This is a genomic window from bacterium (genome assembly GCA_035295165.1).
Classification (GTDB): Bacteria; Sysuimicrobiota; Sysuimicrobiia; order Sysuimicrobiales; family Segetimicrobiaceae; genus JAJPIA01.
Genome location: DATGJN010000054.1, coordinates 23,212 through 45,617 on the forward strand (window position 1 = coordinate 23,212; position 22,406 = coordinate 45,617).

The following is a 22,406-nucleotide window of genomic DNA, read 5'->3' on the forward strand; positions in this document are numbered from 1 at the left end:
TCGATGCATTTCCTCCTCGACCCGGTCAACTACGATCTCGGCGATCCGTCGAGCATCCCCAACTTGCTCGTGCAGCACCTGATGATCGTCGGCACGAGCATGTTGATCGCCGTCGTGATCGCGTTGCCGATCGGCGCCGCGATCGCGCGCCACCGGCGGATCTATCTCCCGGTCATCACCGTGGCCGGCCTGCTGTATACGATCCCGGGCCTGGCGCTGCTCGCGTTTCTGGTGCCCGTCACGGGCCTGAACGCGACGACGATCATCATCCCGCTCATCCTCTACGCGCAGCTCGTCTTGATCCGAAACACGACCGCGGCGATCCAGGCCGTGGACCCGGTCCTGCTCGAGACCGCGCGGGCCGTGGGGATGACCCGCGGCCAGATCCTCCGCCGCGTCGTGACCCCGCTCGCGCTGCCGCTAGTGGTCGCCGGCGTGCGTGTGGCGACGGTGACGACGATTGGCATCGCCTCGCTTGCGTCGCTCGTCGGGGCCGGCGGGCTGGGTGATCTGATTTTTTCGAGCATTCAAAACACGAACTACGACGAGGTGCTGGGCGGCGCGATCGTGATCGGCGCCCTCGCCGTGGCGATCGATTTCCTGCTCCTCGCCGTGCAGCGCGCGCTCAACCGTGGCCGTCTGCCGGTGTCGGCTTCGTGAGGCCCCGACGCCGCGCCGCGGCGTCCAGCCACCCCAACCCGAGAGGACCGCGATGGTAGGGCGCCTCGCCGCGTTTGTCGCCAACCCCGCGAACTCGTACGCGGCGCATACCGTCCAGTACGTGACGTTGTGCGCCGCCGCCGGGGCGCTCGCCGTCTTCGTCGGAACCGCGCTCGGCATCGCCGTGGGGCGGCGACCGACATTCGCGTTCGTCGCGGTGAACGTGACCGGCCTCATGCGCGCGATCCCCGTGATCGCGTTCCTCGCGTTCGCGATCCCCTACCTGGGTTTGGGCTTCACGCCCTCGCTGGTCGCGCTCACCGTCCTCGGCATCCCGCCGATCCTCCTGAACACCTACACCGGCATCCGCGGCATCGACGCGGCGACGATCGACGCCGCGCAGGGCTGCGGGATGACGCGGTGGCAGATCGTCCGGCGGATCCAGATTCCCTTGGTCCTTCCGGTGATCGCCGCCGGCGCCCGGACGTCTGTGGTGCAAATCGTCGCGACCGCGACGCTCGCCGCGATCATCGGGGCGGGCGGATACGGCGACTACATCCTGTCCGGGTTGTACCAGGTGGACACCACGCAGATCCTGGCCGGGGCCGTCCCGGTCACGCTGCTCGCCATGCTCGCGGAGATCGGACTCGGCCGCGTGCAGTATGTCCTCACGCCCGAGGGACTCCGGACGGTTGCGGGGGGTGAGACGCGCTCATAGGACGCGCCCGGCACGCACGCTCCACGGCCCGAGGCATCCACTTGCGTCCGTCGGAGTCCGGCGGGCTCGGGACCCCGGGTCCTTTCAGGGAGATTGCAGACGCACGCTGAGTACGGGATACGAGGACTAACAAGGAGGGACGGCAATGGGACGACGAGTACGGACGCCCCGCGTGCTGGCGGTGTGCGTTCTCGCGTTGCTCGTGCTGGTGGCGACCGCGAGCCCGTGGTCCGCAGCGCGAGCCGCGGGCATGACGCACTTGACGATCGGCGGCAAGCTCGACACTGAGGCGCAGCTCCTGACCAAGATGTACGCGCTGCTCCTGCGGCACGCGGGCTTCGACGTCACCGAGAAAGCCAAGCTGGGGACGAACGATATCGTCTTCAACGCGATTAGGAGCGGGCAGATCGACCTCTACCCGGAGTTCACGGCGACGGGGTTGGCCCGGCTCGGGCTCAAGACCACGCACGACGACCAGCGCGACTACGCGCTCGTCAAGTCCGGCTACGAACAGAAGTATCGCATCACGTGGCTCGAGATGGCGCCGTTGAACGACACGTACGGCATCTGCTCCAGCCAGGCGCGCGCCGGCGCGCTGCACGCAACGAAGGTCTCCGATCTCGCGTCGGCCGCGGCCACGCTCACGGTGGCGACCCCGCCGGACGGCCAGACCGATCCGAGCGTGCTCCCCGGCATGAAGGGTGCCTATGGTTTCACGTTCGGCAAGGTGGCGGTACTGGACGAAGCCCTCACGTTTACCGCCGTCCAGCAGCGCAAGGCGGATGTCAACGTTTGCTATACCACGAGCGCGCTGATCGCCAAGGACCACTTCGTGCTGCTCGATGACGACCGGCACCTGTTCCCGATCTACCATCCGGCGCCGATCGTGCGCGACGCCACGCTGCAAAAGGCGGCCGGCCTCGCGGCTGCGCTCAACGCGCTGGCGCCCAAGCTGACCACCCAGGTCAGCCAACAGCTCCAGCTCGAGGTCGTCAACGGCACTTCCGTGACCCAGGCGGCGACGAACTGGTTGAAGAGCGCGGGGCTCTTGTAGCGACGCCACCCCGCAACCCGCCCGCGGGCCCGGACGGCGGACGGCCGTCCGGGCCCGCCTCTGCCCCGACAGGAGGCGGACGCGCCCCCACCGAAGCCGCCACGTACCGGGTCCATCCCGTGAACTCGCTCGCAAGGAGGCACTCGATGAAGGACGACATCTTGCTGCACATCCCCGGGCCGATCCCGGTTGAAGCGGATGTGCTCGCGGCAATGGCGCAGCAGGTTCGCCAACACTACGGGGGAGAGTGGCTCGGCTACTACCGGGTATTCATCGAACGGCTCCGCCAAGTATACGCCACCACCGGATCGGTCTATCCGATCCCGTCGTCCGGCAGCGGCGGCGTGGAGGCGATGATGGGGAGCCTGATCGGCCCCGACGGGCGCGTCGGGGTCATCGTCAACGGGTTCTTCGGCAACCGCGTCCTGCAAATCGCCCGCGCGTACTCCGCCCAGGTCGACACGCTCGAGATTCCGTGGGATCGCCCCGCCGACCCCGGGGAAGTCCGGACTTGGCTGCGACGCACAGGCGTCCCGCTGCTCGGCGTCGTGCACAGCGATACGTCGACCGGCGTCATCAACCCCGTGGCCGAAATCGCCGCGGCCGCGCGCGAAGAGGGTGTGGCCGTCGCGGTGGACGCGGTCTCGTCCCTGGCCGGCATGCCCGTCGAGACCGACGCCTGGGGGCTCGCGGCCGTCTCGTCCGCATCCCAGAAGTGCCTCGAGGCGCCGCCCGGACTCGCGCCCGTCGCGATCACACAGCTCGGATGGGACGTGATCGACCGGCAGTCCGGGCCAGCGCGAGGGTGGTACTTCAACCTTCGGACGTGGCGTCAGTTCGAACACGACTGGCCCCATCACCCCTACCCGGTGACCATCGCAACGAACAACATCTTCGCCCTCGATCGGGCACTGGAACGGATCCTCGCCGAGGGCCTGGAGGCCCGCTACGCGAGACACCGCAGGGCCCAGCAGATGCTCCGCCGGGGGCTCGAGCGCCTCGGGTTCACTCTGCTGGCGGACGACCGATGGGCGTCGCCCACGATCACCGTGGCGTATCCGCCGAAGGGCGTCGACGCCGATGCCCTAATCAACGGACTTCGGGCGCGCCACCGCGTGGCGATCGCCGGCGGCCTCACGCAGCTCGCGGGCAAGGTGGTGCGGATCGGCCACCTCGGCACGCAGGCGTATCCGGAACGGATGCAGCGTGTGCTCGACGCGCTCGAGGCGTGCCTGAAGGAGCGGACTGCCGCGCGGGCCTAGCGCGGGCCGGGCCCGCGCGTCGCCCCGACATCCCTGCGGTCCGGGGAGACGTGCCCCTCCGGCGGCGAGAGGAGAGGCCGACGACGCGCCTCGTCGTGGTCGCCGACATCCACTGCGGCCCGGACCGTGACACCCAGCTCGGGAGCCGGGCGCCCGCCCTGCTCGACGAGTTGGTGGTCGAGGCCCGCGCGTTCGACGCCCACTGCATCGTCGATCTCGGGGACCGCATCAACAGCATCGCACACGGTCAGGACCGGGTGCGCACGGTCTACGTGCGGCGCCGGCTCCAGCAAGCCGCCGTCCCCGTGTACCACGTCGTGGGCAACACCGACGTGGCGTGCCTGTCCAAGGACGAGTTGACCGTCGCGCTCGACAAGTCCGCCCCGCACGAGATCATCGATCTCGACGACGTGCGCCTGGTGCTCCTCGACAGCCTGGATCCTCCGATCGAGCAGACCGGCGGGGCGATCGGCGAAGCGCAGCGGGCGTGGCTCGAGACCGCCCTCCACACCGATCGGCCGTGCATCGTGTTCTGTCACCACCCCCTGGATGAACAGCCGCTGGACGGGCACCGATACTTTGAGGCCCGCCCACACCTCGCGGCCGCCCGCGCCCGGGCCGAAGCGCGACGGGTGTTCGAGCAGGCCGGCCGCGTTCGCGCGGTGTTTGCCGGGCACATGCACTGGACGCGCCTGACCCGCATCGGCGCGGTTCCGTACGTCACGCTCACCTCCTTGGTCGACTGCGCCTACACCGGTGGCGAACCGTGCAACGCATACGCGCTCGTCACGGTCGACGCGGGATGTGTCGACGTGAATGTCGTGGGCCTCCGACCGGCGCGTTTCTCCCTCACGACACACTCGGAAGCCGCCGGCGGGTAGGTCTCGTCGCGATCGTGGAATCGATCATCTACACTCTTGACGCGCGCAGGGTCGCCGGGTTATCATTAGGGTAGCGAACTGTTAGGATATCTAACTGATGCGCATCCACCACCGATGAAAACGATCACGCGTCCCACGCGCCCATCCGCGGCGGCCGACGCCTGTGCGACCCGACTGGTCGACGTCGCGCCGCTGGCGGTGCGGTTTGTGCGCGCCCAGATGCGCCGGCAGATGCCGGGGCTCACGATGGCGCAGTTCCGCGCCATGTCGTTCGTGTACCGGCGCGGCGGATGCTCGCTGCGGGCCCTCGCGGATCACTTGGGTGTCACCCCGCCGAGCGGATCGGCGCTCGTAGACCGGCTCGTGAGCCGCGGGGTGGTGACGCGTGCCCCAAACCCTGCAAGCCGGCGGGAGGTGTCGCTGCACCTGACCCGTACCGGCCGGACGCAGTTCGAGGCGGCCAAGGACGCGGCGCGCGAGAAAACGGCGGGTGTGCTCGCCACCCTGCCGGACGTCGTCCTGCGTCGCATGACACAGGATTTGGACGCGCTCGCAGCGGCGTTCACGATCGCGGAGGTGAATCCGGACCGATGACAAGACCCCAACCCAGCACGGCGCGGCCCGCCGGGGCGCCGGCAGTCGCCGACGGTCGTCGGGCGACCGGGACGACGATCGAGCCGGCGATCCGGGCGGCGGAACTCACCCGGCGTTTCCGCGACCTCGTCGCGGTCGATGCGGTGTCGATCGACGTGCACGCCGGGGAGATCTTCGGGCTCCTCGGCCCGAACGGCGCCGGCAAGAGCACGATGATCAAGATGCTGACCACGCTCCTGCCGCCAACCAGCGGGCGCGCATGGGTGGCGGGGTTTGACATCGCGAGCGAGCCGACCGTCGTGCGGCGTCACATTGGATATGTCCCGCAGGCCCTCTCGGCCGATGGCGCGCTCACCGGGTACGAGAATCTGCTCGTCTCGTCCAAGCTGTACGGGCTGGCGCGCGCAGAACGGGCCCGGCGCATCGTGGAGGCCCTCGAGCTCGTGGGGCTGAGCGACGCGGCGGACCAGCTCGTGCGCCAGTATTCCGGCGGCATGATCCGGCGGCTCGAGATCGCACAGGCCATGCTGCACCGGCCGACCGTGCTGTTCATGGACGAGCCCACGGTCGGACTCGACCCGGTGGCTCGCCGCGCCGTGTGGGAGCACGTGCAGCGGCTTCGGGATATGTTCGGCACGACGATTCTCATCACGACGCACTACATGGACGAAGCCGACGATCTCGCGGATCGTGTCGCGGTCATGCACCAGGGACGCGTCGCCGCCGTCGGCGCGCCCGACGAACTGAAGGCGGCCGTCGGTGCCCAGGCAACCCTGGACGACGTATTCATGCAGTTCACCGGCGCCAGCATCGAGACAGGAGGCAGCTACCGTGACGTCCTACGCACCCGCCGTACCGCGCGCCGTCTCTCCTAGCCCGACCGGGGCCGTCGCGTTCCTCGGGCACATGTTGGCCGTGGCCGATGCCGAGATCCGCAAGTTACGCCACGATCCCCTTGAACTCGTGATGCGGGCGGTGCAGCCCACGCTGTGGCTCGTCGTGTTCGGACAGGTGATGTCCCACCTGCGGGGCGTTCCCACCGGCACGCTGCGCTATCTTGACTTCATGGCGCCGGGCATCCTGGCGCAGAGCGTCCTGTTCATCGCCATTTTCTACGGGGTGTCGGCGGTCCGCGAGCGCGACCTCGGTGTTCTGAACAAGTACATGGTCAGCCCGATCTCCCGCACGGCGCTCGTGCTCGGCAAGGCGATCTCGGCCGGCGTGCGCGCACTCTCGCAGGGGGTGATCGTATACATCCTCGCGCTGCTGATGGGCATCCGGACGAACTGGGAGCCGTGGAACGTGGCCGGCGTGCTGGTGCTCATCGTGATGGGGTCCGCAGTGTTCTCGACGTTCTCGCTCGTGATCGCGTGCATCGTCAAGACCCACGAGCGCGTCATGGGCATGGGACAGGTGATGACGATGCCGTTGTTCTTCGCGAGCAACGCGATCTATCCGATCGTGCTCATGCCGGCCTGGCTCAAGGCGGTCGCCTCCGTCAACCCCTTGACCTACGAGGTGGACGGCCTGCGCGCGTTGATGGTGCAGGGGGGCACGACCTCGTTCGGGCTCGGCGTCGATTTTGCCGTGCTGCTTGCGTTCGTGGCAGCGCTGGTCGCGATCGCGACCCGGCTGTATCCGCGGCTCGTGGTCTAGCGACCGACACGCCCGGGCGCGGGCGGCGCGCCCGACGAACCTGGCGCACGGCAACCGCGGTGTCCCCGTGTCCCACTCGCCGCCGGCGTCGATCACACCCTGAGCTCCCGGCTCGGCGGACGGTCACATCCGGCGAGGTCGATAGGGAAACCCTCGTCGTCTGGGCAACACTCAGTCGCAGGAAGCGCGTTGCCCGTCTGGGACGGCGCCGCACACCGTGCTGAGTGGGGTCCGTGGTGTCCGACACGATTCCTGAAACTCGAAGCCGTCCTGCTGGCAACTCCGCGCTGCGGGCCCTGAGCCTGTCGGCGTTGGGGGTCGTGTTCGGCGATATCGGAACGAGCCCCCTCTACACCCTGAAGACGGTGCTTGTCCTCACCGGCGCGGCCCCTGCTCCGGCCGTCATCCTCGGCGCGTTATCGCTCATCATCTGGACCCTGATCATCGTGGTCAGTATCAAGTACGTCTCGGTTGCCATGCGTCTCGATAACCAGGGTGAAGGCGGCATTCTCGCGCTCATGTCGCTGCTCGTGGCCAAGCGCCGGTCCAGGGTCGTCATTGTCGCATTCGGGCTGCTGGGAGCCGCGCTGATCTACGGCGACGGGGCGATTACACCCGCGATCTCCGTGCTCTCGGCGGTCGAAGGGTTGAACATCATCGCGCCCTCGTCCGCGGCCTACGTCCTGCCCGGCTCCGTCCTGATTCTCGTCGTGCTGTTTCTCATTCAGCCTCAAGGCACGGCCCGGATCGGCAGGGCATTCGGCCCGATGATGCTGTTGTGGTTCGTGACGATCGGCCTTCTCGGCATCTGGGGCATTGCCCGGCACCCGTCGGTGCTGCTTGCCGTCAATCCGCTCTACGGTCTCTCCTATCTGTTCTCCCACGGGGTGACCGGGTTTCTCGTGCTCGGAGGTGTGTTTCTGTGTGCGACGGGCGCCGAGGCGCTGTTCGCCGACATGGGGCACTTCGGTCCACGGCCCATCCGTCTTGCCTGGTCGGCCCTGGTCTTTCCGAGTCTCGTGCTGAACTATGCGGGTCAGGCCGCGCTGGTCCTCGAGGGCGCGCCCACGTCCGACAATATCTTCTACCGGCTGTGCCCGTCGGTCTTACTGATGCCGTTTGTTGTGCTGGCGACGATTGCCACGATCATCGCCAGCCAATCGATCATCACCGGTGCCTTTTCGATGACGCGCCAGGCCATCCGACTGGGATGGCTGCCGAGATTGTACATCACGCAGACGTCGGCGCAAGGATATGGGCAGATCTACGTTGGTATCGTCAACTGGATCCTCATGATCGTCACGTGCGGTCTCACGATCGTCTTTAGAACGTCAGGCAATCTCGCGGCCGCCTACGGCGTGGCGGTGTCGGCCACCATGCTTGCGACCTCGATCCTGCTGTTTGTCGCGATGCGCGAGATCTGGAGATGGGGCGTCCTCAGGGCGGGCGCGGTCGCCGGCGCATTTCTGATCGTCGATACGGCGTTCTTCACGGCCAACCTGTCAAAAATTGCCTCCGGCGGATATGTGCCGCTCGTTCTGGCGGCGCTCGTGTACGGTGTGATGCTCGTTTGGCATCGCGGAGCGGACGCGGTGGCCGTGCGGCTTCAAGAAGCGGTCCTGCCGATCGGTCCGTTCCTGGAGAATATCTCGCAGGGAAGAATTCCGCGCGTGCCGGGCACCGCCGTCTTTCTGACACGCACCCGACGTGACGTGCCCCCCGTGATGGTGTGGCATGTCAAGCATAACCGGGCGCTGCACGAGCGTCTGTTTGTTCTTACGGTCGACACGGAACCGGTGCCCTGGGTCGCGAGCGCCGACCGACTCACCGTCGCGGAAATCGCCCCTCAGTTCTGGCGCGCATCCGCCCGGTACGGGTTCATGGAGCGGCCCGATATACCGGCGCTGCTCCGGCAGGCCCACGCCGGTGGCTGCGGGATCGATCCTTCCGACGTCACCTATTACGTCGGCCACGAGACCGTCGTCTCTCGCGACGACGGCATGGGATTGCCGAAGTGGATTGAAGCGCTGTTCGCGCTCATGCAACGCAATTCCGTCCACTTGAGCGACTATTTCCGGCTTCCGTCGGATGCGCTGGTCGAGATCGGGCGGCAAATCTCAATCTAGACCACCCTGTTCCACCTTGTGAACCGGCGCGGTGGGCGTCATCGGGATGTCATTCCCCTGCGGTACGCTGGCCCCATCATGCACCTCTGTGGAGAACTTGCCGTGCGGTATCAGGACGAGATCAGTGCCTTCTACCTCCACGGCTCCGGGTTGCACGCCGACGACCGCGCTCAGTCCGGTCCGGAGGCCGTCCCCGTGCGGAGAATCCGACACGAGGTCGCGTCCCGCCTGGAAACGCTTCCCCTACGCCACCGCCTACCGCTTCTGCTCGTGGATTTCGAGGGATTTTCCTGCGACACGGCCGCACGGATTCTGTCAATCCCGAGATGGGTGCTGGGCGCCCGGCTGGCGAAGGCCCGCTGGGCGTTCAGCTATCTGAAGCCATTCCGGACGAGAGCCGCGTGACACAGGCGGCGCTCGCTCCCGACTGGGGGGAGCAACGAGTTTGAGTTCGGAGCGCGCTCCGTGGAAAATCACCGCCGTCTCACTCGCGGCCACCGTGGGGGTCTGGCTGGGGGTGATGGGTTCGCACGCCCCGCGCCTCAATTTGGCGGTCTCCGGTGTGACCCGACAGTCGGCCGCGCGCGAGTCCAGGGTCACGCCGGACGATCCCGGGCGGCGGGGTGCCACAATCGATGGAGCGGGCCGCCGCGCGGCGGCCACTGGCCACAAGCTCGAGCGGTCGCGTAGCCCACGTGCTGGATCGAACGGCGACCGCGAACGAACGACCACCCCAACGACGGGGTCAAGCGCGACGACGGCGGTCGCAGCGCCCGGCGCGTCAGGCCCACTGCTCTCAGATATGTGGTATGCGAGCCGCGCGCACGAGATCTATCCGGTCATGACCGTGGCACCGAGCGATCAGATCCTGACCGGCTTTCAGATCAAGGTTCGGCCCGGTGGCGGTGGCACCGAGACCGTCACGGTCACGGACCTTCAGGACAACACCGCCCAGACCGCGACCATTAGCCGCGACAACCGGTTGTACTTTGTCGAGACGCGCCTAGGTGACGACGGTGCGGACGGGGAGACCAACAATGGCGATGACGGATTCGTCGTCACGGACACGCAGGGTCGCATCCTCGGTCCGTAGCGTTCGGCCGGTTGGCCCACGCGTGGTCGCGCGTCTCGGCACCGCCCTGGTCCTGGGGCTGTTCGGATATTGGGAGCTCACGGGTCCCAGCCAGTGGACGGGCTACGTTCCCCAGGCCATCGCGTCGTACGCGTCGCCGGTGGCGCTCGTCCTGCTCCACGGGTGGGTGCTGTTTGTGCTCTCGGTCGCGGCGTTGATCGACCTCATGCCGTCCATCGTCTCCTGGATCGCCGTCGCGATGATGACCGAGGTCGTCGCCGGCTTGCTGCTCACGAGTGGGGACACCTCGATTCTCGTGCGTGACGTCGGGGTGCTGACATTAGCTCTGGCGTGGGCCCTGGACTGTCGTCCTACGACCCCGGGGGATCACGATCTCGTCGGCAAGCAACGAAGTCCGGTAGCATCGCGATGACCAGGGTGAACTCAACTCGGCAAACGGAGGGATGCTGTTGCCGCTCCATTTCAACTGGCAGGTCGAGGCACATCCGATATTGGCCCATTTCCCGATCGCGCTGTTGTGTTTGGCCTTCCTGTTCGACGTCATCGGGGTGCTGTGGAAGTCACAGTCCTTCCGCAACGCAGGCCTGTATTGCCTGGTCGCCGGGGCGGTCGGCTCGGCGCTGGCCGTGATCAGCGGCCGTCTCACCCCGGAGGCCCGGGAGCACGAAGGAGGCGCGGGGCTCAGAACGCTCCAGACCCAACTGCCGGCCATCCAGCGGTTCTTCAGCGGGGGCCGCGTGCAGGTCCACGAACACTGGGGCTACGTGCTCCTGGCGGTCGTCGCGCTGTGGCTCGTTGTACGAATCGCGGTCCACCTCAACCGGCTGCGCCGCCCCGGATTGGCGATGATCGCGGGCGCGCTGACGCTCATCGTGCTCCTGATCACCGGGTACTACGGCGGCGAGCTCGTCTACCGCGACCGGGGGCGCGGCAGGGACGCCGGCTATGTCGCGCCGGCGGTACGGGACCCGAGCCCGGCATGGACGAGTGTCGAGCGCGCCCATCGCGACGCGTCCGCTGGCGTGCTCCCGCTTCGTACGGAAGCTAGGCGGTAGCCAGCGGACTACCCAGGGAGCAACAGCACCTTCCCGGTCGTCACGCGGGCGGCGAGGGCCCGATGAGCGTCCGCGGCCTGCGCCAGCGGGAACGTGCGATCGATCCGCACCCGGAGGCGGCCCGACACCATCCACCCCAGGACGGCCTCCGCCCGCTCGAGCAGCGCGTCGCGGGTCTGGACGTAGTTGCCCATCGTGGGCCGGGTGACGAACAGCGAACCCTTTGGGGCGAGGACCTGGGGGTCCATCGACGGCGCCGGCCCGCTGGACTGACCGCAGAGCACCATATAACCGCGCGGCGCCAAGCAATTCAAGCCCTTGTCGAACGTGGTCTTGCCCACCGAGTCGTACGCGACCTGCACGCCCCGCCCGCCGGTGAGCCGCTTGACTTCCGCTTCAAAGTCCTGCGATTCGTACAGGATGACTTCGTCCGCGCCCGCCTCGCGCGCGAGCTTCGCCTTCTCCGGCGTGGAGACCGTCCCGATGACGCGGGCGCCGCGCATCTTCGCCATCTGCACGAGGAGCAGCCCGACGCCGCCCGCCGCAGCGTGGACGAGCGCGGTGTCCCCCGCCTTGAGCGGGTACGTGGAATGCGAGAGGTAGTGCGCGGTCATGCCCTGGAGCATCACCGCTGCCGCCTGGCGAGCGTCCACGCCGGCCGGCAGCGACACGAGACGCGCCGCCGGGATGACCGCATGCGTGGCGTACGCGCCGAGCACACCCGCGTACGCCACGCGATCGCCGGCCCGCACCTCCGCGGTCCCCGGACCCACCGACTCCACGACGCCGGCGCCCTCGGAACCCGCCGTGAACGGCAGCGGAATCTTATACTGACCCATTCGCTGGTAGATGTCGACGAAGTTGACGCCGCACGCCTCGAGGCGCACCAGCGCTTCTCCCGCGCCCGGCGCCGGCGTCGGCAGTTCCTCGTACCGCAGCGCCTCGGGCCCTCCGTACGCGTGCACGCGCACCACTCGCATCGCGCCCTCCCGCCGGTTGCCGCGTCTTGTTACGACAGGTGAATCACCACCATCTTGAGTTCGGACATCTCCTGGACGGCGTACTTCGGGCCCTCCTTGCCGAAGCCGCTGTCTTTCAGCCCGCCGTACGGCATGAGATCCGCCCGCCACTGGGGGCCCCAGTTGATGTGGATGTTGCCGGCTTCCACCTCGCGCGCGAACCGCATCGCCGAGTTGATGTTCTGCGTGAACACCCCGGCGGACAGCCCGTAGTTGGTGTCGTTGGCCAGCGCGATCGCGTCATCGACCGTCGCCGCCGGCGTCACCGCCACCGCCGGACCGAACAGCTCGCTCTTCGAGATCCGCATCTCCGGCGTGACATCGGCCAGGACCGTCGGCGCGTGCATCGCGCCCCGACGTTCGCCGCCGACGACGAGCTTGGCGCCGGCCGCCACGGCTTCCTTGACCCACGCCTCGACGCGCTCCGCGTCCGCCTCCCGCACCATCGGCCCCATCCGGGTCCCCTCGTCCAACGGGTTGCCGGTCGTGAGCGCGGTGACCTTGGGCTTCAGCGCCGCGAGGAACTCCTGATAGATGGGTTGCAGCGGGATGACGCGCTGGGCGCTGATGCACACCTGCCCCGCGTTGGCGTACCCGGTGGCCGCGACCGCCGTGGCGACCTTCTCGAGATCGGCGTCCGGCATGATGATGAGCGGCGAGTTGCTCCCGAGCTCCATCGTAACCTTTTTCAGACCCGCGACCTTGCAGATCCGTTCGCCGACGTCGCGGCTGCCGGTGAACGTGATCTTTCGCACCCGCGCGTCCGCGCACAGGGCCTCGCCGACGTCCTTGCCGCTCCCCGTGATGCACTGGATGGCATCGCCCGGCACCCCGCACTCCAGCAGGAGCTGGGTCAGCTTCAAACCGCTGAGCGGCGTGTCGCTCGCCGGCTTCAGGATAACGCTGTTGCCGGCGGCGAGCGCCGGGCCGACCTTGTGCGCCACAAGATGCAGGGGGAAGTTGAACGGGCTGATCCCCACCACGACGCCGCACGGCACGCGCAGGGTGAAGCCCATCTGCGTCTTGACGCCGGGAGCTCCGTCGAGCGGGATGACTTCTCCGTAGAGGCGCTTCGCCTCCTCGGCGGAGAGCGCGAGGATCTCGGCCGCGCGCGCCACCTCGACCCGGGCTTCGCCGATGATCTTGCCCTCCTCCAGCGTGATCGTGCGCGCGAACTCCTCGGTGCGCGCGAGCAGCAGGTCCGCCGCCTTGCGGAGGATCTGGAAACGCTCGTAGCCGGTCAGCCGCCGCATCACGGCGGCGCCTCGGACGGCGGTCGCGAGCGCGCGTTGTACGTCATCGGCGTCCGCCTTGGGAATCGTATCGACCACCGAGCCGTCGTAGGGGTTGATCACGGGAATCGTCTGCCGCTTGTCGATCCACTCGCCACCCACGTACATCTTCATCGCCGATCTCCCTCCCTGGCGGCCGACCACACCGGCCGCATCAAGTTCCTACGTCGCCCTACGGAAGGTCTTCCCGCCCTTGATCGACGTGCGCGCGATAGAACTCCAGCACCTTGGCCCGGTCGAACAAGTCGAGCCACATCCGCCAGTCCCACGACAGCAGCGCAAACCGGTGCGACATGTTCACGTAGGGGGCGAACACGAGCTTGACGTCCCCGAACTTGCTCGGCGGGAACTCCCGCAGCATCGCCCGGAACTGCGTCACGAGATCGTCCGAGATCGGCGGCTTGTACAGGACCACGATGTAGCCGTGCTCCAGGTTGTGAACCCAAAAGCCGGGTTCGAGTCCCTCCACGTAGACGCCCGCGGGGGCAGGCGCCGGATAGTGCGGCCCGGACGCGGGCGGTCGGGCGCGGTACGGGACGACGGTTCCGACTGGCACGTGTGCGTACCCCTCATCCGGGATGCGCTCACCCGCCTGCGGCGCCGCCGCACGCGGATGCGCCGCCGACCACGACCATACGCCGCCGGCTGCGATGAGCGCCACGACCAGGAGTCCCCAGGCCCACGGACGCGCGCGCACGGGCGGTGCGGGCACCTCGGGCGTCCCACGCCGCTGGGCGCGGCGTTCGCGCCGAGACGTCTGCGGCATGCCAGGTCACGCTCCTTGCGCGGTCCCGCGCCAAGACACCGCGACGCGGCCCGGTCAACTGCCATGGTCTTCCCGCTGTGTCGCCTCCCCCCCTGCCGCGCCCAACCCAGGCTCATCTGCACGCGCGTCGCGCCGTGGGAGCCGGGACCGGGCGTGTCGAAGACACTGCCGCGATGCGGATCCTCGCCTGCGCAGACCTCCACGGCCGCCCCGACCGGATCGCCCGCGTGCGCGCCCTCGTGAGCGAGCACGCCCCGGCCGTCGTCCTGCTTCCCGGCGATCTCACCCACGGCGGCCGGGGCGAGGAAGCCCTCGGCCTGTTGGAGATTCTTCCGGTCCCGGTGCTCGCCGTTCCCGGCAACATGGACGGGCCCCGAGCGGTCGCCGAGATCGTCGGACGCGGGGCGCTCGCCGGAGGCACGCCCGTCGAGATCGCCGGCGTCACGTTCGGGGGACCGCACGCGACGTCACGATGCGACGTGCTCGTGACGCACGAACCTCCTGCGGGCACACTCGACGTCGCGTACTCCGGTCAGCACATCGGGACCCGGGCCGTCTTGGATCTCGTGATGCAACTCCGGCCGCGCGTGCTCACCTGCGGCCACGTGCACGAAGCCGCCGGCATCGAGCGCCTCGGCGAGACGCTCGTCATCAACTGCACGATGGGCGACGGCAAGACCGCCGGCGCGTTGATCGAGCTCGGACCCGAGGACACCTCGGCGCGGCTGCTCACCGATGCCTGAGCGCCAGCCAGCCGCGGACGCGCCGGGGCAACTGATGCGCCGCGAGGTCTTCGAACAGCCCGACGTCGTGGCGCGCCTCTACGATGCCGAGGGCGGGACGATCGCGGCACTGGGCCGTCGGCTGCGTCGCACGCCGCCGCCGTTGATCGTGCTCGCGGCGCGAGGCACGTCCGACAACGCCGCGCTCTACGGCCGGTATTTGATCGAAACGACGTGGGGCGTCCCCGTCTCGCTGGCGGCGCCGTCGGTCCTGACCATCTACGGCGCACGACTCCGGTTGCGCGGGGCGGTGGTCGTCGGGCTCTCCCAGTCCGGCGCCTCGCCGGACATCGTCGAGTTCATCGAGACCGCGCGACGATACGGCGCCCGCACGGTCGCCGTCACGAACCAGGAGCGGTCCCCACTCGCGCGCGCGGCCCACGACGCGTTGCTCCTCCGCACGGGCCCCGAGCGCAGCGTCGCGGCGACGAAGACGTATACTGCGCAGCTGACGGCGCTCAGCCTGCTCGTGGCAGAGGCGGCGGGCAGCCGGCGCCTCGTCGATGCCCATCAGGCGCTCCCCGCCCTCATGGCGCGCGCGCTCGCCACCGACGACCGGATTCGCGAGGTGGCCCGGCGCTGGCGGCGGGCCGACGAGTGCTTGGTGACGTCCCGCGGGTACAACTACGCCACCGCGCGAGAGGCCGCCCTCAAGCTCAAGGAGACCTGCTACCTGGTGGCGGAGCCGATCTCGGCCGCGGATCTTCTCCACGGGCCGATCGCCGTCGTCCAGCGCGGCTTCCGTGTGCTGCTCGCGGCGCCGCCGGGCCGCGTGCTTCCCCATCTCTCGGCACTCGCCTCGAAACTGCGACGGCGCCACGCCCACACGGTCGTGCTCTCGTCAGATCGCCCACTGCTCCGCAAGGCCGTCGTGCCGGTAGAGATGCCGACGGTGCCGGACGAACGCCTCAGCCCGCACGTGTACGTCCTCCCGCTCCAACTGCTTGCGTACCACCTGTCCCTCGCGCGCGGGCACGATCCGGACCATCCGCGCGGGCTTCGCAAGATCACGCGGGCGCGCTGAGCGCGGAGCGCAGGCTCCCGGACGGACGGCTAGTAGAGGCCGCCGTTCACATCCACGATGGCGCCGTGCATGTGCCGCGCCCCAGATCCCGCAAGGAACGTCACCACCTCCGCGACGTCCTCCGGCGTGGCCAGGCTCCGGAGCGGGGTCCGCTGCGCCAGCGCCGCGCGCTCTTCCGCGGTCGTGTACGCGGTGACGAAACGGGTCTCGACTGGTCCCGGGCAGACGCAGTTGACCCGGACCCCGGTACCGGCGAGTTCGGTCGCGAGGTGGCGGGTGAGCCCCACCAGCCCGTACTTGGAGCAGGTGTAGTGCGCGCCGTTGACGAGGCTCGATCGCCGACCGGCGATCGAAGAGATCAAAACAATCGAGCCACGCCGGGACGCCAGCATCGGCGGCAGCGCCGCCTGCACACAGAACAGGGCGCCCCTGAGGTTGACCGCGAGCACGCGGTCCCAGTGCTCCTCGGTGATCTCGAGCAGCCGTTCGGGAAATCCCACGGCCGCGTTTGACACGACGACATCGATCCGCCCGAACTCGCGGAGCGCCCGCTCGACGAGCGCCTGCACCTGATCCCGCCGCGAGACGTCCGCAACCACGGACAGGCAGGCCTGCCCAGCAGCGCGCACCGCGTCGGCGGTGGCCGCCGGCACTTCCAGGTCGCCGGCGACGATGCGGGCGCCCTCCGCGGCGCACGCCAGGGCCACGGCCCGGCCAATACCGCGCGCCGCCCCGGTGATCAAGACAACGTGCTCGGCCAACCGGCCCACGCGCATCCCTCCCTGCGCGGCCCCGTCGCATTCGGGCCGCTGTCGCCCGCGGGCGCCTTCTCCTGAAGCCGGCCCGGGTCCTCTCGAGCGGGGCACGCCGCCCCATCCGCCGCTCCGGCGTGAGCGTGCTAGACTGACGACGGAGGCCGCCAGCGATTTTGGGCGACGTCGTATGTGGGAGATCACCTCCGCCCGGAGCACGACCTGCCCAAGCCGGCCGGTTCAACACCTTTGACCACAACACAAACCTGCACGACATCTACGATCCGGCGCACGCGTGGTCGTCGCGCGCGCCGCTCCCGACGATGCGCAGCGGTGTCGCCTCGGCTGTCCTCGACGGTTAGATCTTCATCTTCGATCCCGGCCGGAGGTCTCGTCAACGGCGGCAGCCGGCCCGCCGCGGTCAACGAGGCGTTCGTCCTGTCGTAGGCGCTCGTCGTACCGCCTCGCGCACCCCGAAGCACACGCAGCCGGTGCTGGAACGCTCCCCGTCGTGCCGGGCCACGTCCTGCGGCGCCTGCGCACGGTCAGCGCGGTGCGTCATGATGCTCGGCTCCTCGCCCGGCGCGTCATCGCGAAGCGCGTCAGCCACGTCCGGGATCGCCGCCTCAAGGAGACCCTGGTGGCGCACGGCGCCGAGGTTCACCGTCCGTCGGAGCCGGTCGGCGAGGCCGGGGATGCCGCTGCCGCCGTTGATGGGGAGCCCCAGCGCGCTCGCTGTCAGCACGATGCCGTCCCCGGCGCCGTAGGAGAAGCCAGCCTTCGGGAGTGTGCCCGTTACCCCAGCCCATGTGCCGGGAGCGGCGGAGTCCGTCGTGCGATCGCCGTAGAAGGCGTAGACGCGCACCCCGTCGGGTAGCGGGCGCGCGTTGAGCTCGTCCAGCACGGGGTTACGTCCGTCGGACGGAAGCTCCCACCGCGCGTCGGCTCGCGGCCGCCAGAACGGGAACGTCGGCAGCAGTCCGCGGGCCGCGGGGGTCCGCGCGAGGCCGACCACCGGGTACCACGCGTCGACATAGGACATGACCGCGCCCTCGTTCGGCACGCCGACCATCACAAACCGGTCGACGAGATCCTCCCAGTCGGGGGCGAATGCTATGTCCCATCGCGCCACGAGTCCGCCGAGGCTGTATCCGACGACGTTGATCCGCGCGGCGTACGACGCGGGCAGCACAACGGCGTGTACGTAGGTCGCCAGCGCGCGGGCGGCTTCTTGCACGCTGAGACTGCGAGACCGATACCGGAACCAAAACAGATTCGGCCACGGGCCGCCGGCGCGATACCCTCGCTGTTCGAGACCGGAGATCACCGCGCCGTCCGGCCTTGCCACACCGAACTCGTTGAGGTAGCCGGGCACGATGACCGTCGGCAGCAGCAGCAGGCCCGTCAATCGAGCCGCGGCTCCCTCGCTCCCCTGGCGCACGGTGAGCTCGATCGCGATCGGCAGGTTGCTGTCGAGCGGCGGCACCGGGCGAAACTCGAGACCGGAAACGCCGTCGACCTGCCCGGTGCCGGCGCGCAGATCGATGACGATTGGAATACGGGATGCAATCACAGGCACCGCAGGCAGGTCGACGACCTCGTGACCGAGCGTGACGGCGCCTTGCAAGAGGAGCTGCATCTCCGGCCGGAGCCCGGTGACCGCCGCATCGACCCTGACCCGTCCCGGCGCGACCGTGCGAAACTCGACGATGCGGACGCCGAGCGGGGCCGCCGCGTACCCATGAGATGGGAACAGCGATACGGCCACGACGACGCTCAAGACGACGGAGAGGATCGTTCGCATGCTGGCCACTTCCTGACGACGACTCCGGCGCTGGTGTGGACGCTGATCGCCGGGCGACATGTATGACGCATTTATAGTGCAGAATGTGACAGCCGGCTACCCCCCGCGGTGACACACGGTGGCACGTCGAGAAACCGGACCGGCCGGAATTGACTGGGTTCAGAACCGAGGTGAAATCGGAACGACGGGACCGTCACGCCGCGCTTGGGCGGACCGCGCACTCGAGTCATCCTTCACCGGTCGGCGGCCGCCGTGAACAATAATATGCCGACTGCAGCGGTACAGGCCCGAGTCTGCGGTTGGGGACAGTTGGACTAAACCGTGTCGACCGGGAGCTGGCCTTCCACGTGACATTGCCCCAGTTGATGACCCGCGGATAGCTCTCTGCGACCCCAGACAGGCACGTTACGCCGAACGATGCGCCGCAAACGACGGCATCAGGCCGACCCGCCCGGCGGCCCTGCCTCTCGCGCGACGAACTCCTCCACCGCCGCGTCCATCCGGACAAAGGTCGCTCCCAGCGCGGCGAGCGCCTCGATCAGCCGCTCTAGGACGATCATGCGGTGCCCGCGTCCCGTGACCTGTGGATGGAACGTGTACGTCAGCACGCCCCATTGCTCGGTCTGGACCATGTACCGGAAGTCGTCCACCCAGTTGTCGAGCACGTCGCCGCCTCGCCGGAGCCCCGGGAGGATCCCGTTCGGGGTGCGCGCGTACTCGAAGTGCGGGTAGTCGTCGAGCGACCAGCTCACCGGCATCTCGACGAGCTTCGTGGCGGTCCCCCAGCGGACCGGCCGGTCGGGTGCGATATCGTCCCCCTGGCGCGCCCGGTACGGCAGGCAGTCGTGCGCCATCATGCTGCTGTCGTACACAAACCCGTGCGTCAATAGAAGGGACACGGTGTGCGGACTGAGATCCCACGCCGGCGACCGGTAGCCGCGGGCCCTGCGGCCGGTGATGCGCGCAAGCGCCTCGTTCCCGCGAACCAGCACCGCCTCCTCGTCCTTGGCCGACAGCGTCGCCGGCGGCTCGTGCAGGTAGCCGTGGTTGCCGATCTCGTGCCCCTCCCCGTGGACGCGCGTGCACATCTCCGGGTAGGTTTCGATCGTGTGCCCCGGGATGAACCACGTGGACGCGATCCCGTGGCGCTTGAGCAGATCGAGAATGCGCCCGGCGCCGACGGCGCCAAACTCGCCTCGCGACATCGCCGTCGGCGTCACCGCACCCCGCGCGATCCAATTGGACACGGCGTCGAAGTCGAACGTCAGACACGCGAGGTGTCGCGTCATGGCATCCCCCTTTGAGCATCAGGTCGCAGCGAACGTCGTGCGTGAGCCATCAATACAGTTATGCGCCGGCCCATACCGGCCCTGTCGGGGCGGGCGCACGCCCCACTCGTAGCAGGATTCTCGTCTCGCCCTCCATATGGGTTCTGTGAGGAGCGGTCCAAGGAGGGAGACCGATGGCTGACACGATCCGCGTGATGGACTACTACTACATCGAGGCCACCGATAAGCCGGGCGAGGGCGCCCGGGTGCTCCGTCATCTCAGGGAAGCCGGCGTCAATCTCGCAGTCCTGCACGCCTTTCCGAGCGGGCGCCGGACACAAATCGATTTCGTGCCGACGAGCGGCGCGAGCCTCAAGGCCGCGGCCAGATCCGCCAAGTGGAAGGTCGTGGGACCGAAAAAGGCGTTCGTGATCGAAGGCGACGATCGGGTCGGGGCGCTCGCCGAGTACTTCGCCATGCTGGGCGACGCGGGGGTCAACATCACCGCAGTCAGCGCCGTCACCGCCGGGGCCGGCCGGTTCGGGGCGATCCTCTGGGTGGATCCCCACAACGTGAAGCGCACGGCCAAACTTCTCGGCGCCGGCTAGCGCGGCGGCTCAAGACGCGCGTCTCGCTCGCCTGGGGCATCGGGTCTCCGCAGTGCCCGGGCCACCGGCAAGGTCGAGGCGTGGAGTTCGTACCACGCCTGGGCGACGATCACGTCGTGGAAGAGGAGGTTCCGTGGCACCGGAAAGGACCGCGACTCCTGCACTTCTGTGGCGCTTGCATCGAGACGGTCCCGCCAGCGGCCGTGTGTCTTCGACGCCCGGGGGACACTTGGGGATGCGGGGCGAATCGCCTCATGTGCTTCGCGACAATACGTTCCACAAGGAGGAACTGACGGTGCGAACGATGTTGCATGTGACGATTCCGGTCGAGCAAGGGAACAAGGCGATCAAGGACGGATCCCTCGCCAAGACGTTGCAGGCGTTCATGGACGAACACAAGCCCGAAGCCGCCTACTTCTTTCCGCATCAGGGCATGCGCTCCGCGTTCTTTGTCTTCGACATGAAGGACACCACCGACATCCCGAGGATCGCGGAACCCATGTTCATCAATTTGAATGCCTCTATCGAAGCGGCCCCCGCGATGAACGTTGACGATCTGAAGGCGGGACTAGGCAAATTCAAACTGTGAGCCGCTGAGGCCTGGGGGCAGGGCACTCGCCTGCTCACCCCTCGGCAAGGGAATTCGCAACCGTAGACGGTGACAGGTGTTGTGTGGGCAGGAACACTAGACGCTTGGCTGCCAACACGGCATCCTCGAGCGCCGGACCGGCGGAGAGGATCGTGTCGTCGCGACGGGAAACAGCGACGTCGGTCGTCTGCGCCGGACGCCCAGGGGACGAGAGGACGGAAGATTCGCCGAGCCTTAACCTCACCCTAGACCGGGGCCTTCGGGAAGGTTCGTGCTTCTTCGCGGAACGCCGTGATACGTCTGATCTAGCGCGTCGAATTAACGCCTAGCCTTCGTGGAGGTTCGGGGCCGTTTGGCAGGGTTCGGAACCTGTTCGGTTCCCCATAGGTTACCAGGAATGATCGGAGTCGCATTTTCGTGGCGCGAACGAAGCGGGAGAATAACAGCCACGGCTGAGGATCTGGGATGCCGCGCTACAAAGTGATGGTAGACGACAATTTCCGCTACGAGGACCCCGAAGAACGCTGGGAACACGGCGTCTACGACACCGCCGAGGACGCGCTGGCGGCATGTCGCCGGATCGTCGATCAGTCGTTGCAGGCGTCCTATCGGCCCGGCATGTCGGCGCAAGCTCTCTACGACCACTACACGAGTTTCGGCGACGACCCGTTCGTCGTGATTGTCGATGGCGTCGACGACAGTTTCAAGTTCTCCGCCTGGAGTTATGCGCAAGAGCGCTGCCGATCGATTTGCGGCCCGGATCCGGCAACCTGAATTGTAAGCGGGGCCACCGGGCACAGCGCATTCGCGGAACGGCCTTGCCGCAGATATACTTCGTACGCAAAGGTGAGGAGCGTATGCTCCCGCATTGATTTGTTCCGCTAACTGCGAAGTGCGAGCGTCAAATCCACGTGATACAACCCAACGCCGTCGCGGACAATCATGGTGGGATCCAACGCATACCAGATTGTGTTGACGAGTCCTGTGGGGTCTTTCGATTGGAAATAGAGACTCGATGGATCGGTGGGGACGGTATTGTTGTTAGTACGGAATTGCGCCCTCAGGCGAACGGAAGAACCTGGATAGTAAAGGGTCGAGGTCGCCATCGAGCCTATGCGGACGCACTCAATGTGGGAGCCTCCGCTGTTCCCGTATCTTGAGAAACGGGAACAGAGAGAACAGCGGATGCTGTCGCATTACCAGTGTACGCATATGTACCAGCAGACTCCTTTTCCATCGCCGCGAGTTTCGGGACATAGCTGACTAGTGCATTGTCCGAAATGTATTGATACTTAACGATGGGTGGTGTATGCTCAATGCATGAGCCGACCCCCTGCGCCACTGATGCTGCGGGATGAGCACCGAGCGGAGATCCACCGACAGCTGCGGCAACGGACGCTGTT

25 protein-coding genes are annotated in these 22,406 nt (G+C 67.8%); 18 read left to right on the top strand and 7 right to left on the bottom strand.

What is annotated here, in order from left to right; translation table 11 throughout:
- The first annotated feature begins 3 nt into the window (after positions 1-3).
- The 13 genes from VKZ50_08245 to VKZ50_08305 all read left to right on the top strand — a co-directional run bounded on the left by VKZ50_08245 (position 4) and on the right by VKZ50_08305 (position 11,099).
- Entirely contained in the window at positions 4-660 is a 657-nt protein-coding gene (locus tag VKZ50_08245; GenBank protein ID HLJ59707.1) for an ABC transporter permease, read from the top strand.
- Between the two features lie 52 nt (positions 661-712).
- On the top strand, positions 713-1,378 hold the full coding sequence (locus VKZ50_08250) for an ABC transporter permease (protein ID HLJ59708.1): 666 nt from the start codon (positions 713-715) through the stop codon (positions 1,376-1,378).
- A gap of 145 nt (positions 1,379-1,523) precedes the next feature.
- Positions 1,524-2,432, top strand: a complete 909-nt coding sequence (locus VKZ50_08255; GenBank protein ID HLJ59709.1) for a glycine betaine ABC transporter substrate-binding protein — start codon at positions 1,524-1,526, stop codon at positions 2,430-2,432.
- A 146-nt stretch (positions 2,433-2,578) separates the two neighbouring features.
- Positions 2,579-3,694 (top strand): alanine--glyoxylate aminotransferase family protein, encoded by a 1,116-nt coding sequence (locus VKZ50_08260; GenBank protein ID HLJ59710.1) that lies wholly within the window; start codon positions 2,579-2,581, stop codon positions 3,692-3,694.
- Positions 3,695-3,789: 95 nt separating this feature from the next.
- A complete protein-coding gene (locus VKZ50_08265) occupies positions 3,790-4,575 on the top strand; it encodes a metallophosphoesterase (protein HLJ59711.1) in 786 nt (261 codons plus the stop codon).
- A 114-nt stretch (positions 4,576-4,689) separates the two neighbouring features.
- Positions 4,690-5,169: a MarR family transcriptional regulator gene (locus tag VKZ50_08270; protein HLJ59712.1), complete on the top strand. Its 480-nt coding sequence runs from the start codon at positions 4,690-4,692 to the stop codon at positions 5,167-5,169.
- Positions 5,166-6,044, top strand: a complete 879-nt coding sequence (locus VKZ50_08275) for an ATP-binding cassette domain-containing protein (protein HLJ59713.1) — start codon at positions 5,166-5,168, stop codon at positions 6,042-6,044. Before VKZ50_08270 ends, VKZ50_08275 begins: the two co-directional genes overlap by 4 nt.
- Complete coding sequence (locus VKZ50_08280; GenBank protein HLJ59714.1) at positions 6,001-6,825, top strand: ABC transporter permease; 825 nt, start codon at positions 6,001-6,003, stop codon at positions 6,823-6,825. Before VKZ50_08275 ends, VKZ50_08280 begins: the two co-directional genes overlap by 44 nt.
- 236 nt (positions 6,826-7,061) lie before the next feature.
- Positions 7,062-8,951 (top strand): KUP/HAK/KT family potassium transporter, encoded by a 1,890-nt coding sequence (locus tag VKZ50_08285; GenBank protein ID HLJ59715.1) that lies wholly within the window; start codon positions 7,062-7,064, stop codon positions 8,949-8,951.
- 102 nt (positions 8,952-9,053) lie between these two features.
- The gene (locus VKZ50_08290; protein HLJ59716.1) at positions 9,054-9,356 is read left to right on the top strand and encodes a hypothetical protein; all 303 of its coding nucleotides are present in this window, start codon (positions 9,054-9,056) and stop codon (positions 9,354-9,356) included.
- 436 nt (positions 9,357-9,792) lie between these two features.
- A complete protein-coding gene (locus VKZ50_08295) occupies positions 9,793-10,044 on the top strand; it encodes a hypothetical protein (protein HLJ59717.1) in 252 nt (83 codons plus the stop codon).
- Between the two features lie 22 nt (positions 10,045-10,066).
- On the top strand, positions 10,067-10,456 hold the full coding sequence (locus VKZ50_08300; GenBank protein HLJ59718.1) for a hypothetical protein: 390 nt from the start codon (positions 10,067-10,069) through the stop codon (positions 10,454-10,456).
- A gap of 31 nt (positions 10,457-10,487) precedes the next feature.
- Entirely contained in the window at positions 10,488-11,099 is a 612-nt protein-coding gene (locus VKZ50_08305; protein HLJ59719.1) for a DUF2231 domain-containing protein, read from the top strand.
- Between the two features lie 8 nt (positions 11,100-11,107).
- Here VKZ50_08305 and VKZ50_08310 read toward each other — a convergent pair whose 3' ends face one another.
- The 3 genes from VKZ50_08310 to VKZ50_08320 are packed head-to-tail and all read right to left on the bottom strand — an operon-like array spanning position 11,108 to position 14,176.
- Positions 11,108-12,079, bottom strand: a complete 972-nt coding sequence (locus VKZ50_08310; protein ID HLJ59720.1) for a quinone oxidoreductase — start codon at positions 12,077-12,079, stop codon at positions 11,108-11,110.
- Between the two features lie 29 nt (positions 12,080-12,108).
- Entirely contained in the window at positions 12,109-13,524 is a 1,416-nt protein-coding gene (locus tag VKZ50_08315) for an aldehyde dehydrogenase family protein (protein HLJ59721.1), read from the bottom strand.
- Positions 13,525-13,582: 58 nt separating this feature from the next.
- Positions 13,583-14,176 (bottom strand): DUF3105 domain-containing protein, encoded by a 594-nt coding sequence (locus VKZ50_08320; GenBank protein ID HLJ59722.1) that lies wholly within the window; start codon positions 14,174-14,176, stop codon positions 13,583-13,585.
- A 173-nt stretch (positions 14,177-14,349) separates the two neighbouring features.
- Between VKZ50_08320 and VKZ50_08325 the strand changes: the two genes are divergently transcribed.
- Together VKZ50_08325 and VKZ50_08330 are read left to right on the top strand one after the other, a co-directional pair.
- Entirely contained in the window at positions 14,350-14,919 is a 570-nt protein-coding gene (locus tag VKZ50_08325; protein ID HLJ59723.1) for a metallophosphoesterase, read from the top strand.
- A complete protein-coding gene (locus VKZ50_08330; protein HLJ59724.1) occupies positions 14,912-15,982 on the top strand; it encodes an SIS domain-containing protein in 1,071 nt (356 codons plus the stop codon). The genes VKZ50_08325 and VKZ50_08330 overlap by 8 nt, the downstream gene beginning before the upstream one ends.
- Positions 15,983-16,011: 29 nt before the next feature.
- On the opposite strand, the gene VKZ50_08335 is transcribed toward VKZ50_08330, so the two are convergent.
- The 3 genes from VKZ50_08335 to VKZ50_08345 form a co-directional block, all read right to left on the bottom strand.
- Positions 16,012-16,752 (bottom strand): SDR family oxidoreductase, encoded by a 741-nt coding sequence (locus tag VKZ50_08335; protein HLJ59725.1) that lies wholly within the window; start codon positions 16,750-16,752, stop codon positions 16,012-16,014.
- A 403-nt stretch (positions 16,753-17,155) separates the two neighbouring features.
- A complete protein-coding gene (locus VKZ50_08340; protein ID HLJ59726.1) occupies positions 17,156-18,538 on the bottom strand; it encodes a hypothetical protein in 1,383 nt (460 codons plus the stop codon).
- Between the two features lie 437 nt (positions 18,539-18,975).
- Positions 18,976-19,827, bottom strand: a complete 852-nt coding sequence (locus tag VKZ50_08345; protein HLJ59727.1) for a polysaccharide deacetylase — start codon at positions 19,825-19,827, stop codon at positions 18,976-18,978.
- 173 nt (positions 19,828-20,000) lie between these two features.
- Here VKZ50_08345 and VKZ50_08350 point away from each other — a divergent pair, with 173 nt between their 5' ends.
- The 3 genes from VKZ50_08350 to VKZ50_08360 all read left to right on the top strand — a co-directional run bounded on the left by VKZ50_08350 (position 20,001) and on the right by VKZ50_08360 (position 21,777).
- On the top strand, positions 20,001-20,414 hold the full coding sequence (locus VKZ50_08350) for a hypothetical protein (GenBank protein HLJ59728.1): 414 nt from the start codon (positions 20,001-20,003) through the stop codon (positions 20,412-20,414).
- A gap of 304 nt (positions 20,415-20,718) precedes the next feature.
- Positions 20,719-21,003, top strand: a complete 285-nt coding sequence (locus VKZ50_08355) for a hypothetical protein (protein ID HLJ59729.1) — start codon at positions 20,719-20,721, stop codon at positions 21,001-21,003.
- Between the two features lie 465 nt (positions 21,004-21,468).
- On the top strand, positions 21,469-21,777 hold the full coding sequence (locus VKZ50_08360) for a hypothetical protein (protein HLJ59730.1): 309 nt from the start codon (positions 21,469-21,471) through the stop codon (positions 21,775-21,777).
- 337 nt (positions 21,778-22,114) lie between these two features.
- Here VKZ50_08360 and VKZ50_08365 read toward each other — a convergent pair.
- Positions 22,115-22,406, bottom strand: a 292-nt coding sequence (locus VKZ50_08365; protein ID HLJ59731.1) for a hypothetical protein, incomplete at its 5' end; no start/stop codon positions are given.

Excerpts from the sequence above, each read along its gene's own strand:
- VKZ50_08245 (HLJ59707.1), top strand. The coding sequence starts at position 4 with ATGCATTTCCTCCTCGACCCGGTCAACTACGATCTCGGCGATCCGTCG.
- VKZ50_08250 (HLJ59708.1), top strand. The coding sequence starts at position 713 with ATGGTAGGGCGCCTCGCCGCGTTTGTCGCCAACCCCGCGAACTCGTAC.
- VKZ50_08255 (HLJ59709.1), top strand. The coding sequence starts at position 1,524 with ATGGGACGACGAGTACGGACGCCCCGCGTGCTGGCGGTGTGCGTTCTC.
- VKZ50_08260 (HLJ59710.1), top strand. The coding sequence starts at position 2,579 with ATGAAGGACGACATCTTGCTGCACATCCCCGGGCCGATCCCGGTTGAA.
- VKZ50_08270 (HLJ59712.1), top strand. The coding sequence starts at position 4,690 with ATGAAAACGATCACGCGTCCCACGCGCCCATCCGCGGCGGCCGACGCC.
- VKZ50_08275 (HLJ59713.1), top strand. The coding sequence starts at position 5,166 with ATGACAAGACCCCAACCCAGCACGGCGCGGCCCGCCGGGGCGCCGGCA.
- VKZ50_08295 (HLJ59717.1), top strand. The coding sequence starts at position 9,793 with ATGACCGTGGCACCGAGCGATCAGATCCTGACCGGCTTTCAGATCAAG.
- VKZ50_08305 (HLJ59719.1), top strand. The coding sequence starts at position 10,488 with ATGCTGTTGCCGCTCCATTTCAACTGGCAGGTCGAGGCACATCCGATA.
- VKZ50_08310 (HLJ59720.1), bottom strand. The coding sequence starts at position 12,079 with ATGCGAGTGGTGCGCGTGCACGCGTACGGAGGGCCCGAGGCGCTGCGG.
- VKZ50_08315 (HLJ59721.1), bottom strand. The coding sequence starts at position 13,524 with ATGAAGATGTACGTGGGTGGCGAGTGGATCGACAAGCGGCAGACGATT.
- VKZ50_08320 (HLJ59722.1), bottom strand. The coding sequence starts at position 14,176 with ATGCCGCAGACGTCTCGGCGCGAACGCCGCGCCCAGCGGCGTGGGACG.
- VKZ50_08325 (HLJ59723.1), top strand. The coding sequence starts at position 14,350 with ATGCGGATCCTCGCCTGCGCAGACCTCCACGGCCGCCCCGACCGGATC.
- VKZ50_08330 (HLJ59724.1), top strand. The coding sequence starts at position 14,912 with ATGCCTGAGCGCCAGCCAGCCGCGGACGCGCCGGGGCAACTGATGCGC.
- VKZ50_08340 (HLJ59726.1), bottom strand. The coding sequence starts at position 18,538 with ATGCGAACGATCCTCTCCGTCGTCTTGAGCGTCGTCGTGGCCGTATCG.
- VKZ50_08345 (HLJ59727.1), bottom strand. The coding sequence starts at position 19,827 with ATGACGCGACACCTCGCGTGTCTGACGTTCGACTTCGACGCCGTGTCC.
- VKZ50_08350 (HLJ59728.1), top strand. The coding sequence starts at position 20,001 with ATGGCTGACACGATCCGCGTGATGGACTACTACTACATCGAGGCCACC.
- VKZ50_08355 (HLJ59729.1), top strand. The coding sequence starts at position 20,719 with ATGTTGCATGTGACGATTCCGGTCGAGCAAGGGAACAAGGCGATCAAG.
- VKZ50_08360 (HLJ59730.1), top strand. The coding sequence starts at position 21,469 with ATGCCGCGCTACAAAGTGATGGTAGACGACAATTTCCGCTACGAGGAC.